This window comes from Planosporangium thailandense, from assembly GCF_011947195.1.
Classification (GTDB): domain Bacteria; phylum Actinomycetota; class Actinomycetes; order Mycobacteriales; family Micromonosporaceae; genus Planosporangium; species Planosporangium thailandense.
The window spans coordinates 1-12392 of the sequence record NZ_JAATVY010000036.1 but is presented as its reverse complement, the minus strand read 5'-3'; the positions used below and the strand labels follow the sequence as shown (position 1 = coordinate 12392).

At 69.6% G+C, this 12392-nt stretch carries 11 protein-coding genes; 5 read left to right on the top strand and 6 right to left on the bottom strand.

Annotated elements, in window-relative coordinates:
• Positions 1 to 100 precede the first annotated feature (100 nt).
• The 5 genes from HC031_RS29150 to HC031_RS29130 all read right to left on the bottom strand — a co-directional run bounded on the left by HC031_RS29150 (position 101) and on the right by HC031_RS29130 (position 3246).
• On the bottom strand, positions 101 to 301 hold the full coding sequence (locus HC031_RS29150) for an HAD hydrolase family protein (RefSeq protein ID WP_167928657.1): 201 nt from the start codon (positions 299 to 301) through the stop codon (positions 101 to 103).
• Positions 301 to 555, bottom strand: a complete 255-nt coding sequence (locus tag HC031_RS29145) for a 6-phosphogluconolactonase (RefSeq protein ID WP_167928656.1) — start codon at positions 553 to 555, stop codon at positions 301 to 303. The genes HC031_RS29150 and HC031_RS29145 overlap by 1 nt, the downstream gene beginning before the upstream one ends.
• A 6-nt stretch (positions 556 to 561) precedes the next feature.
• The gene (gnd, locus tag HC031_RS29140; RefSeq protein WP_167928655.1) at positions 562 to 1593 is read right to left on the bottom strand and encodes a phosphogluconate dehydrogenase (NAD(+)-dependent, decarboxylating); all 1032 of its coding nucleotides are present in this window, start codon (positions 1591 to 1593) and stop codon (positions 562 to 564) included.
• 70 nt (positions 1594 to 1663) lie between these two features.
• Positions 1664 to 1936 carry a hypothetical protein gene (locus HC031_RS29135; RefSeq protein WP_205863383.1) on the bottom strand — a complete coding sequence of 91 codons (273 nt, stop codon included), beginning with the start codon at positions 1934 to 1936 and terminating at the stop codon, positions 1664 to 1666.
• A gap of 11 nt (positions 1937 to 1947) precedes the next feature.
• Positions 1948 to 3246, bottom strand: a complete 1299-nt coding sequence (locus tag HC031_RS29130) for an FAD-dependent oxidoreductase (protein WP_167928654.1) — start codon at positions 3244 to 3246, stop codon at positions 1948 to 1950.
• Positions 3247 to 3755: 509 nt separating this feature from the next.
• Here HC031_RS29130 and HC031_RS29125 point away from each other — a divergent pair.
• Positions 3756 to 6560 carry an AAA family ATPase gene (locus HC031_RS29125; protein WP_167928653.1) on the top strand — a complete coding sequence of 935 codons (2805 nt, stop codon included), beginning with the start codon at positions 3756 to 3758 and terminating at the stop codon, positions 6558 to 6560.
• A 171-nt stretch (positions 6561 to 6731) separates the two neighbouring features.
• Here the strand turns inward: HC031_RS29125 and HC031_RS29120 are convergent, their stop codons facing one another.
• Positions 6732 to 7709 carry an NADP-dependent oxidoreductase gene (locus HC031_RS29120; RefSeq protein WP_167928652.1) on the bottom strand — a complete coding sequence of 326 codons (978 nt, stop codon included), beginning with the start codon at positions 7707 to 7709 and terminating at the stop codon, positions 6732 to 6734.
• Positions 7710 to 8024: 315 nt separating this feature from the next.
• Here HC031_RS29120 and msrB point away from each other — a divergent pair, with 315 nt between their 5' ends.
• The 4 genes from msrB (at position 8025) to HC031_RS29100 (ending at position 12273) form a co-directional block, all read left to right on the top strand.
• Positions 8025 to 8675 carry a peptide-methionine (R)-S-oxide reductase MsrB gene (msrB, locus tag HC031_RS29115; protein ID WP_338090889.1) on the top strand — a complete coding sequence of 217 codons (651 nt, stop codon included), beginning with the start codon at positions 8025 to 8027 and terminating at the stop codon, positions 8673 to 8675.
• Positions 8676 to 8684: 9 nt separating this feature from the next.
• Entirely contained in the window at positions 8685 to 9191 is a 507-nt protein-coding gene (gene msrA, locus HC031_RS29110; protein ID WP_167928651.1) for a peptide-methionine (S)-S-oxide reductase MsrA, read from the top strand.
• Between the two features lie 258 nt (positions 9192 to 9449).
• Positions 9450 to 11324, top strand: a complete 1875-nt coding sequence (nhaA, locus tag HC031_RS29105; RefSeq protein WP_167928650.1) for a Na+/H+ antiporter NhaA — start codon at positions 9450 to 9452, stop codon at positions 11322 to 11324.
• A 442-nt stretch (positions 11325 to 11766) separates the two neighbouring features.
• Entirely contained in the window at positions 11767 to 12273 is a 507-nt protein-coding gene (locus HC031_RS29100; protein WP_338090888.1) for an HAD family hydrolase, read from the top strand.
• Positions 12274 to 12392 lie beyond the last annotated feature (119 nt).

Below are 12392 nucleotides of genomic sequence, written 5' to 3'. Positions count from 1 at the left end.
GAGCGTGGGACCCTCCGCCTACCCGTTGAGGTCGTTTACATGCGCCAGGACGCGACGGCACTCAAGACGACCGTGGAGTGTCGGAGCCTGGTCCTGCGCGTTACCAAAGCTCGCTGAGGTCGACTGGTCGGCGCAGGCTTCGGGAACGCGGTCGAGCGGGCGCATCACGTCTAATGATCGGTCGGCCGCTGGTGATGGCGAACAGAATGTCGGCGGTGTGCAACGCGTGTACCGCCGTGACGACGCGGTCGGTGAGGACCTTGTCGCGGGTCATCAGCGTCCCGTCGACGTCGGCGCGCATCAGGCGGATGGGTGCATCGCGATCACGTCGGCCGGCGCGATCCGTTCGTCCACCTGATATATGACCACCCGTTCCCAGGGCACGTCCGCCTCGGCGAGCCGGCGGAACATCGCCCACGGGGTGAGTCCGCCGCTGACGGCGAAGGTGAACCGGCCGTGCCGGGCCACGGCGGCCCCCACGCGCTCGGCCACGTACCCCGCCGCGCGTCTGGTCACCGTCTCCGGGCCCGGCAACACCTCGATGTCGAGGCGCACCCGTGTTCAGCCCTTCTTTTCCGCGTGGCCGCCGAACTCGCTGCGCATGGCGGAGAGCACCTTGTCGGTGGACTCGCCGAGCCCGCGCGACTCGAACCGCTCGATGAGCGCCGTGGTGATCACCGGGGCGGGCACGCTCTCGTCGATCGCGGCCTGCACGGTCCAGCGGCCCTCGCCCGAGTCCGACACCCGACCGGCGAAGTCCGCCAGATCGGGGGAGCGGGCCAGCGCGTCGGCGGTGAGGTCGACCAGCCATGACGCGACGACCGAGCCGCGTCGCCACACCTCGGCGACCTCGGCGACGTCGATGTCGTACCGGTAGGCCTGCGGGTCGCGCAGCGGCGCGGTCTCGGCGTCGATGGTCCGGGTGGTCTTGCCGGCGTTGGCGTGCCTGATGATCGACAGCCCTTCCGCGATGGCGCCCATCATCCCGTACTCGACGCCATTGTGGACCATCTTGACGAAGTGGCCGGCGCCGCTGGGGCCGCAGTGCAGGTACCCCTCGGCGGCGGTCCCGTCGCTGCGGGTCCGGCTCGGCGTGGGCTCCGCGCCGCTGGGACCGGGGGCGATGCTTTTGAAGATCGGGTCGAGCCGCCTGACGGGCTCGTCCTCGCCGCCGATCATCAGGCAGTAGCCGCGTTCCAGCCCCCACGTCCCGCCGGAGGTGCCGCAGTCCAGGTAGTGGATCCGGTGTGCGGCCAGCTGCCTGGCGCGGGCGATGTCGTCGCGGTAGTACGAGTTCCCGCCGTCGATCACCACGTCGTCCGCATCGAGCAGCGGCACGAGCTCCTCCAGCGTGGGCTGCACGGCGGCGGCGGGCACCATCAGCCACACCACGCGCGGCGCGTCGAGTTTCGCCACGAGATCGGCCAGCGAGGTCGCGCCGACCATGCCCTCATCCGCGAGTTGCCGCACGGTGGTCTCGGAGCGGTCGTACCCGACACATCGGTGACCGTCGCGCATGAGTCGGCGGACCAGGTTCGCGCCCATCCTGCCCAGCCCGACCATGCCGAGCTGCATGGGTTTCTCGGTTGTCATCGTTGTTCCCCCTCAAGCGGCACCAGGTAGGGCCGGCCGTGTTGTTCATCTGTTCGGGGACCTACCGGCTTCACCCCTTAGCCCTTTTCAGAGCGCGGTAGCGGCGGATCAGCGCGTTGGTGGACGGGTCATGGTCGAGTTCGGGTTCGGTCTCGCTGGTCAGCTCGGGAATAGCCTCAACGGCGATCGCCTTGTCGAGCTCGACACCCCATTGGTCGAAGGAGTCGATCCTCCACTTTGTCCCCTGGGTGAACACGCTGTGTTCGTGAAGTGCGACCAGAGCGCCGAGCAGCCGCGGCGTGATCTTCTCGGCCAGTAGCATGTTGGTGGGCCGGTTCAGCACGCAAGCCAACTTCAGGTGGTGATCATTTCCGGAGAGGTGGTCTCCAGCGGTACCGCGCTGGGCGGAACTAGGCCCAGTTGGGTGGTCGGGCGCGGTAGCGCCGCGTCCAGTACCCAGTCCACGGCGGTGCGGGTCCGGTTGCCAGACAGTGACAGCAGATGGTAACCGCGGGTCACCGCCTTGGCCGGTAGCCCGGACAGCGGCATGCCCAGCGGGTTCGCTGCGGCCTGCGTGCCGCCGAGGTCCACCACGAAGCCGAGGTCGTGGTGCTTGTACGGGCGCCTACGGCCCTGCCCGTACGAGGCGGCGATGTTGTGCGCCACGTGCTCGCCCTGGCGCTCGGCGTGCTGGGCGGTCATCGCGGTCAGCTCGCCCGGGCGGGTGAGGTCCGGCGCGGCGGCGGCGTCGCCGCAGGCGTACACCTCGGGATGGCCGGGCACGGTGAGGTACTCGTCGACGGCCAGCCGGCCTTTGACCGTCTCCAGACCGAAACTGTCGACCAGCGGGTCAGGGCGTACGCCGACACACCAGACCAGTGAACGGGTGGCCACGAAGTCGCCATCGGTGAGCCGTACCCCGTCGTGGGTCGCCTCCTTCACCGAGACGCCGGTCCGCACGTCCACGCCACGCCAGCGCAGTACCCGATCCGCGACCACCGACAGGCGCTCGTCCAATCCGGGCAGCACCCTCTTGGCCAGGTCCAGCAGCAGCCAACGGGGCCGCTGGTCAGCCAGCCGCGGGTGCTGGCTGTGCAGGAGGTCGGTGTAGAGCACGCCCTGCGCGGCGACCTCGGTACCGGTGTAGCCAGCGCCCACCACGACGAACGTCAAGCGGGACGCGCGTTCGGCCGGGTCGTCGGAGTCATCCGCCAACTCGAACTGCCGCATCATGTGATCGCGCAGATACAGCGCCTCCGGAATGCCCCGGAAGCCGTGTGCGTACTCGCACACCCCCGGGATCGGCAGCAACTTGTTGACGCTGCCCACGGCGATCACCAGCCGGTCGTAACCGGTCTGCCGGTGTCGGCCGTCGGGGTCGACCCACCGCACCTGCCGGTGGTCCAGATCGACGCCGTCGACCACACCAAGGACGAGCCGTACGTCGGGCAGGGTTCGAGGTATCGACACCGTCACCCGGCGCGGCTCGAGCAGGCCGGCGGTGACCTCGGGCAGCAGCGGAAGGTACAAGAAGTAGTCCGTCGGGTTGATCACCGTCAGATCGGCACGGCCTCGTCCAAGACGCGACAATGCGCGGGCGGCGTGGTAGCCGGCGAACCCGGCACCGATGATGACAATTCTCGGCGTGGTCACGTCACGTCCCCCTGCCTGTCTGCGTTCGGCGACCGTTCAACCGCTACCCGGCTGGGCCCTCGGCAACCGGCAAATGTGGCGCGCCGACCCGGTCGTTTCCCGTCGTCGCCGGCCGCTTCCCGATACGCGCCGGGTGCGCGCGGTGGATACACGGACATGCCGAGATGAGTGTGTCGCCGGGGAGTCCGGTAGCGCGCGGTGCGGCCGTGTCGCGTATCCGCTAACTGATCACGGCTGTGTGAGGCGGCTCATGCCCATGTGGCTACGGAGAGTGCAAGGACCCTCCATGGCGCACCGCTGGCCTGGTCGGCTCGGCGGAGGCACGGGTACGCTGTGTAGCAGGCTCCGGCAGAGAGAGAATCGGCTGCTCAGGGACCACGACGGCCGCAAAACATGGAGATCCTCCCGCGGTGACCAGTGCATGCTCTTCCTGGCCCATCGATCAGAGTCTTTCCGACGAAGACCACCAGCCCGGGCAACTGGAGACATCACGGCACGTAGTCGATCTCGTGGGGCGCACGGCCGAGCTGGAATTGATCGATTCGCTGCTCGGGGGGCACGGCCGGGTCGGCCCCGGCCTACTGCTGCGCGGCGATCCCGGAGTGGGTAAGACCGCGCTGCTGGACGCCGCCGCAGCGCGGGCCACAGCCGTCGGCATGCGGGTGCTACGCGCCTCCGGCGTGGAGTTCGAGGCCGAGATCAGCTTCTCGGCACTGCACCAGCTGCTCTACCCGCTACACGAACGTACCGATCGGCTGGCCGGCCACCATCGCGACGCCCTCAACCAGGTCTTCGACCTCGCACCGGGACCGTCACCGGACCCGCTGGTCATCACGGCCGTGCTGGCCCTGCTCCGCACGGTCGCCGCCGAACGTCCGCTGCTGCTGATCGTCGACGACGTGCCGTGGATCGACCGCGCCAGCGCCACCGTCCTGGCGTTCGCCGCCCGTCGCATCGGCGCTGACCCGATCGTGTTCCTGGCCGCCGCCCGCACCGGTGCCGGCGGCTTCTTCGACCAGGTCCGGCTGCCCGAACGGGAGATCAGCCCGCTCGGCGAGCAGCCGGCGGCCACCCTGCTGGACACCCGGCACCCAGACCTGGCACCCGCGGTACGACAGCGGCTGCTCGATGAGGCTACCGGCAACCCGCTCGCGCTGCGGGAACTGACCGCGGCGCTGACCGACCGGCAGCGCTCCGGCCAGGACCCGCTGCCCGAATTCCTGCCCCTGAACCGGCGGCTGGAGGTCGCCTTCGCCGCCGGGATGCACGCCCTGCCCGCAGCCACCCGACAGGTGTTGCTGCTGGCCGCGTTGGAGCCTGATGCGAGCCTGGCCACGATCCGGTCGGCGACGCAGGGCAGCGCGGACGTCGACGACCTTGCCCCCGCGCAACGGGCCAACCTCATTCGCACGGATGCACACGAGGGCCACCTGGCGTTCCGCCACCCGCTGATCCGCTCGGCGATCGTGCAGACATCGTTGCCCAGTGAACGCCGAGCGGCGCACCAGGCCCTGGCCGCCACCCTGGCCGGCGACCCGGGGCGCCAGGCGTGGCACCTGGCCGAAGCCGCGACCGGACCCGACGAGAAGGTAGCCCGGGCGCTGGAGGAGGCGGCGCTACCCGCCTCACGGCGCGGCGGCGCGTCCGCCGCGGTGACCGCGCTCGTGCGCGCCGGTGAACTCAGCCCGCACCCGGCCGACCGGTCCCGCCGGCTGGTCGAGGCTGCATTCATCGCCAGCAGGACCGGTCCGATGGGCCGGGCGACCCGGCTGTTGGCCGACGCCCAGCAGGAGCAGGCCGCTCCGGCCGAATCGATCATCGACGGCATCACGGCGGTCTACCTCGCGCACGGTGAGGGAGACATCAATGCCGCGTACCATCTCCTGGCCCGGGCGCTCGACGACAGCGCCGACACCGACCAGGCCAACAGCGACTGGGACACCGACGCCCTGTACGCGCTGGTGTTGGTTTGCATCTACGGCGACCGGCCGGAGTCGTGGAAACTCCTCGGGAGCGCGCTGGCACGGCTCGACCCGGAGGGGGTGACGCCCCTGCGGCTGTGCTACGACACGTTCACCGACCCGGCCTGCGCACCCAGCCCGGTCGGGGAGCGCCTCGCCCGCGCTTTCGGCGCCCTGCCCGCCGACGCGGCAGCCTGGCAGCTCGTCCCCCTGGCCTACGCGGCCCTGTGGGTGGACGCCCTGTCCGACTATCGCCACCTGGTCCGGCGCATGATCGAACGAGAACGCGACGGCGGTGCGATCGCCATGGTCGTTTCCGGGTTGCTGCTGCTCGGTGCCGACTCCTATCAACACGGGCAGTGGGACGAGGCCGAGAACCTGGCGCGGGAGGGGCTGGATCTGGCAGCCACCCATGGCTACCACCTTCTCCACGGGCAGCTTTGCTGCCTGTTGGCGTTCATCGCGGCCAGCCGCGGCGATGTGGACCTCGCCGTGACCCTGACCGACGAGGTCACCACCTGGGCGGCGCCCCGCGGTATCGTGCTGACGCAGGAGTTTGCCTGGTACGCGCGCACCATCGCGTCCCTGGCCCGCGGAGACTATGAGGACGCCTACGCCCAGGCGGCACGGATCACCCCGCCCGGCACACCCCCGTCCAGCGCTCCCGGCCGTTGGGTGGTCATGAACCTGGTCGCAGCGGCCGTCCACACCGGGCGGATAGCGGAGGCACGTGCCCACGTCGCCGCCGCCCAGCAGGCCGGCATCGACCGCATCTCCTCCCGCCGGGCCCTCATCACCGCCGCGGCCGCAGCCGGGGCCGCTCCCGACGACGAAGCCGGCCCGCTGTTCGAGGCCGCCCTGTCCGTACCCGAGGCCGACCGGTGGCCGTTCGAACAGGCCCGCACCCAGCTCGCCTACGGACGATGGCTGCGCCGCACCCGCGACACCACCCGCGCCCGCCTGCACCTACGCGCCGCCCTGGACACCCTCAACCGGCTCGGTGCCCGGCCATGGGCCGTACGGGCCCAGAACGAACTACGCGCCACCGGGATCGCCACCACCGCACGACCCGACACCCGCTCGGCCACACTGACCGCGCAGGAACGACAGATCGCCACGCTGGCCGCCACCGGCCTGACCAACAAACAGATCGGCCAGAAGCTGTTCCTGTCCCACCGCACGGTGGGTGCCCACCTGCACCGGATCTTCCCCAAGCTCGGCATCACCTCACGCGCCGCCCTCCGCGACGCGCTGGAGACGATCACACCCGACGAGAACGACCAGGCCCCACAGCCAGCGTCCCCCAACGAAGATCAAGACGACCGACGATCCCGGTCGGCAACGCACCGCTGAAACATCGCCGAATCGCATAACTCCAGGCTCAACGTGCTGAACACCCGCCCTGATTTGCCGCGATGAGCGCGTCTTCATGGTCGGGTCAGGCATGGGCAACTCGCCAGCGCCGATGAACGACCGACCACCCGTTTCGGGGGGTAGGCGTCGGGTGTATGGGCTTGCTGATACTCAGATGACACCATCCGGTTCGACAGGTTCGTGAGCGACCGGTCCGAAGGGAGGATCTAGCAATGGACGAACGCGGACGATCGTCTTTCCCTTGATCCGCTCGGTCGGGTTGAAGGCGGCGACGGCGTCGTCGAGGGCCGCGACTTTGCCGATGATTGTCCGCAGTCCTCCGTCCCGCACTCGCCGGACGACCTCGCTCAGTTGAGCGCGATCGGGCACGACGACGAAGTCGACCGCCAGGCCGTTGGCGGGCCACGCCTCCGGCGGCCCGGCGATGGTCACCAGCGTTCCTCCGGTTCGAACCAGACCCGCGGACCGGTTCCCGATGTCGCCGCCGATGACATCGAAAACCAGATCGACTTCGCCGACGTCTTCCAGGGCGTCGTTCTCGAGGTCGACGAACTCCTTCGCGCCGAAGTCGAGCGCCGTCTGACGGTCGGCAGGGCGTCCGGTGCCGATGACGTAGGCGCCGGCCTCGCGTGCGAGCTGTTTCACCATGGACCCGACTCCGCCGGCCGCACCGTGCACGAGGACGCTCTGCCCCGCCTGAAGGCGGCCGTGCCCGAACAGTCCCTGCCACGCGGTCAGGCCCGAGATCGGCAGGCTCGCGCCCACCGTGAAGTCGACGTCGCCCGGCAGCGGCGCGAGGTTGCGTGCCTCGACAGCCACATACTCCGCCAGGGTGCCGTCGCGATGCCAGTCCGTGAGGCCGAACACCCGCTGTCCCACCGACAGCCCCGTCGTGCCATAGCCGAGGGCGGTGACCACTCCGGCCAGCTCGTGCCCAGGGATCGACGGCGTCCGGTCACGGCCGAGGCGATCGGTCCAGGTCGAGGGCCACGTCAGCTCACCCGGAGTGAATCCCGACGCATGAACCTGAACGATGACGTCGTTCAGCGCCGGTTTCGGCTCGGGCCGCTCCACCAGCGTCATCCCCGCCGTTCCCGCAGCCTGGTCCGTCACCACGATCGCCTTCATCCGGCACCTCCTTGTATTCAGTCCTCGCCTGCACGGCATTCGGTTCACCAGTTTTGGCGGCACCAGACCTCGGCGTCCTAGAGTCCTTTCACCAGTCGGACGACCCGAACCTAGACTCGGCGTAACTGGTCGTTCAAGTCCAGTCTTGAGGTCGAGTGGATGCCAGATCTACGACGAGGAACACACACCGTCTTCCCACTCTGCCTCGACGACGGACGTGGCCACGCGCACCGCCGTTATCCTTGCACGTAAGGCGCGGCTGCTCGGCAGGGCCGCTGCTGCCTCCCGGCGGAACCGATCCGGGCGGCACCGCCGGTGGTGGAATGCCCTCGGTTCGTCCTCGGTCGGGATCCGAACTTTGGTTGGGACTGTATAGTCCATTTGTGCCGGGAATACAACCGGTCCGTGGAGTGTCTTCATGCTCGCAGGTCCAGGTGCGTTTCGCCTGGTTCCTCAGCTCAGGCCGAAAGGCCGGGAGGGGAGAGCTGTGCCCCAGCAGACCCGATACCACAAGAACCCGGAGGCCGTTTCGCGGCTCGACCCGCAGCAGTACCGCGTGACCCAGCAGGACGGCACCGAGCGCCCGTTCGCCAACCCCGCTGGGACAACCACGAGCCCGGCATCTACGTCGACGTCGTGTCCGGCGAGCCGCTGTTCGCATCAGTCGACAAGTACGACAGCAACTCCGGCTGGCCGAGCTTCACGAAGCCGATCGCCAAGACGAACGTCATCGAGCGCGAAGACTCCAGCCACGGGATGATCCGGACTGAGGCACGCTCGCTGCACGGGGACAGCCACCTCGGCCACGTCTTCAACGACGGTCCCCCCGACAGGGGTGGACTGCGCTACTGCATCAACTCCGCGTCGTTGCGGTTCATCCACCTCGACGATCTGGAGAACGCAGGGTACGGCGAATACCGCACCCTGTTCACGAGTGACACCAACACTGACACCGACGACAAGTAAGGAGACGACGTGACCACCGAAAGGGCGATCCTCGCCGGCGGCTGTTTCTGGGGCATGGAGGAACTGTTCCGTCACCAGCCCGGCGTCGTGTCCACGCGCGTCGGGTACAGCGGCGGCGACGTCCCGAACGCCACCTACCGCAACCACGGCACCCACGCGGAGTCCATCGAGGTCGTCTACGACCCAGAGAAGACCGACTTCCGCGCGCTGCTCGAGTTCTTCTTCCAGATCCACGACCCCTCGACGAAGAACCGCCAGGGCAACGACATCGGCACCAGCTACCGCTCGGCGATCTTCTACACCAGCGACGAGCAGAAGCGGGTCGCCGAGGACACGATCGCCGACGTCGACGCCTCGGGCCTGTGGCCCGGCAAGGTCGTCACCGAGGTCACCCCGGCAGGCGACTTCTGGGAGGCCGAGCCTGAGCACCAGAACTACCTGCAGACCTTCCCCAACGGTTACACCTGCCACTTCCCCCGCCCCGGGTGGAAGCTCCCGAAGCGGGCGACGGACTGACACGCCCGGCGCGCGGACCCCGAGTCCGCGCCCGGCCCGGGGCCGAGGTGGTCGGCCTGGACGAGGACTCGGCCGGATGGGGCGGGCTCTCTCCCCGTCGACGGCGGGCGCAACGCCGTCTGAGCCCGCCCGACACCACCGCGCGGTCCGCCCCACGGCCCTCCAGGCACGGAGCGGACCGCGCCTCAGCGGGTCCGAGACGGCACGACAAGGGCGGTGTACGCCATCAGACGCACGATTCCGGAGAGAGCGCATTCCATGGCGTCCGGCAGATACTCGGAACGGACTGTATGGCGATGGCGTGTCCAGACGCCGTTGCACGAGTTTTTGCGCGCCGAGACCGGGGGCGCCGCGGTGCTGCTCGCCGCGGCGCTGGCCGCACTCGCCTGGGCGAACATCGACTCGTCGTCGTATGAGGCGGCGTGGCGCACCCAGCTGTCGGTCCGTCTCGGCGGTTGGGGCGTGTCGCTAGATCTGCGCCAGTGGGTCAACAGCGGGTTGATGGCGTTGTTCTTCTTCACCGTGGGGCTGGAGGCGCGTCGCGAGTTCGACATGGGCGAACTGCGCGACCGGCGACGGCTCGCGTTGCCGCTGGCCGCCGGTATCGCCGGGATGCTGATCCCGGTCGGCATCTACCTGGCCCTGAACGCCGGCCGTGCCTCCGCCCTCGGCTGGGGCGCGGCGATGTCGACGGACACCGCGTTCGCGCTGGGAATCCTCGCGATGGTCGGGCCGCGCTGCCCGGACCGGCTGCGCGCCTTCATGCTGACGGTCACCGTCGTCGACGACCTCGTCGCACTCGGCGTAATCGCGGTCTTCTACACCGAGCAGGTCGCGATCGCGGCGTTGCTGGCGGGTCTTGCGATCCTTGGCGCGATACTGCTCGTACGCGCCCGCGGCGTCCGGTACGGGCTCGTCTACGCCACGCTCGCAGCGGCGGCCTGGGTCGCGGCGCTCGAATCCGGCGTCGACCCGGTCGTGGTCGGCCTGGCAGTGGGGCTGTTGATGTACGCCTACCCGGCCGCCCGTAGCGATCTCGAACGGGCGAGCGACCTCTTCCGCCTGTTCCGTGAGCAGCCCACGCCGCAGTTGGCGCGGTCGGCACGGCTGGGACTCGCGGCGGCGATCTCACCGAATGAACGGCTGCAACTGCTCTACCACCCGTGGGCCAGCTACGTGATCGTGCCGCTGTTCGCCCTGGCGAACGCGGGGATCACAATCAACGGCAGCCTCCTGACGCGCGCCGCCACCTCACCAATCACACTGGGCATCCTGGTCGGCTACGTTGTGGGCAAGCCGGTCGGGATCGTCGGCGGCACGTGGCTGGTCACCCGGCTGAGCCGGGGCCGGCTGCGCCCGCCGGTCGGATGGGCCGCCGTCACCGGCGCCGGCGCGGTCGCCGGCATCGGCTTCACCGTGTCCCTGCTGATCGCGACCCTCGCGTTCCACGGCGTCCAGCTCGCGGAGGCGAAGCTGGGCATTCTCGGCGCCGCGCTGTGCTCGTCGGTCCTCGGTTGGGGGATCTTCCGCGTCACCGCACTGCTGCCACCCCGGCTTCGTATCCCGGCGCTGGCCGGGCGGGCCGAGGCGATCGTCGACCTCGCCGCACCGGTCGATCCGCACCGCGACCATCTGCGCGGTCCCGTGGACGCGCCGGTGACCGTCGTCGAGTACGGCGACTTCGAGTGCCCCAACTGTGGGCAGGCGGAACCGGTCGTCCGTGAACTGCTCGCCGACTTCGGCGATGTCCGGTACGTCTGGCGTCACCTCCCGCTCACCGACGTCCACCCGCACGCGCAACTGGCCGCCGAGGCAGCCGAAGCCGCCGCCGAGCAGGGAGCGTTCTGGCAGATGCACGACCTGCTCCTCGACCATCAAGGTGATCTTGCGGTGTCCGACCTGATCCGCTACGCCCAAACCCTCGGCCTTGACGTCGAACGGTTCCGCGACCATCTTCAACGGCGGGCCGGCGCTGCCCGGATCGCAGAGGATGTCGACTCCGCGGACCTGAGTGGCGTTTCGGGCACGCCGACGTTCTTCGTCAACGGGCGGCGCCACCACGGTGCCTACGACATCGCGGCGCTGTCGGCCGCGGTCCGGGCGGCCCGTGCTCGCGCCACGATCACGGCATAGGAGACGACGGCGGCCGCCGCTGTCCCCGACCTACCGACGGCTCGCTATGAACCGCCTCTGCCACGTCGCGCCCGCTACGCGTGTACCGGCAGGTTGCGCCCGTTCCGCCGGGTGTTCACACACGTGAAGACAGGCTCGGCGATGAGGTTTCGGTGGGCGGTAGGCGCCTCGGCCAGGTGTCGCCCGTAGCTGGCGAACCACCCGCTACTTCGGTGTAGGCGGCCCTCTGTCGCGGGCCGGGGGAGCCCTGTTCTTTGCCGGACACGCTCCGCCTCCAGCTTCGGGAGGCGCTGGTCACCCCTGCCGAACAAGCCAAGAAGTCCAATCCTGATATGCCGCCACACGCCAGGTATCCGGTTCTGAAACGCCGCCTGTCCGGGCCACCCGAGTGGTCATTTATTCGGCCTGGTTGCCCCGTATCACCGCGGGTAGCGTGGTGTAAGTGCTCGGCCTGTCCGCAGGCGTGCGCGTATGCCTGTTCGACCTCGACGGCGTCCTCGCTCCGACGGCGGCGGTTCACGTCGCCGCGTGGAAGGAGGTGTTCGACGAGTTCCTACGGCGGCGCGCAGGACGCACCGGCGACGGGTTCAGACCGTTCGACGTGGCGGACTACGACGAGTACGTCGACGGCAGGCCCCGCGCGGGCGGTGCCCGGTCGTTCCTGGCGTCCCGCCACATCACGCTGCCCGAGGGCCGGCCGGACGACCCGCCCGACAAGGAGACGGTCCAGGGGCTGAGCGCGCGCAAGGACGAGGCGTTCGCGCGGCGGCCGCACCGCGACGGGGTCAAGCCGTTGGAGGGCTCGGTGCGCTACCTGCGGGCGGCGCGCGACGCCGGACTGCGGCGCGCGGTCGTGTCGTCGAGCCGGCACTGCGCGGAGATCCTGCCCGCGGCCGGCATCGCCGACCTCATCGAGCTGGTCCGACCCGATCCGGAGGCGAGATCGTGATCACGCACGAAGCCTTTCCCTGCCATCCCTGGGAGATCCGCGAAAGCGGGCTCGATCTCCGGGTGCTGGCCCAGTCGGAGTCGGTGTTCGCGCTGTCCAACGGGCACATCGGCCTGCGT

Bases quoted from the DNA above. Each gene is read 5' to 3' on its own strand.
- HC031_RS29150 (WP_167928657.1), bottom strand. From the start codon at position 301: ATGCGCGCCGACGTCGACGGGACGCTGATGACCCGCGACAAGGTCCTC.
- gnd (WP_167928655.1), bottom strand. From the start codon at position 1,593: ATGACAACCGAGAAACCCATGCAGCTCGGCATGGTCGGGCTGGGCAGG.
- HC031_RS29120 (WP_167928652.1), bottom strand. From the start codon at position 7,709: ATGAAGGCGATCGTGGTGACGGACCAGGCTGCGGGAACGGCGGGGATG.
- nhaA (WP_167928650.1), top strand. From the start codon at position 9,450: ATGGCGTCCGGCAGATACTCGGAACGGACTGTATGGCGATGGCGTGTC.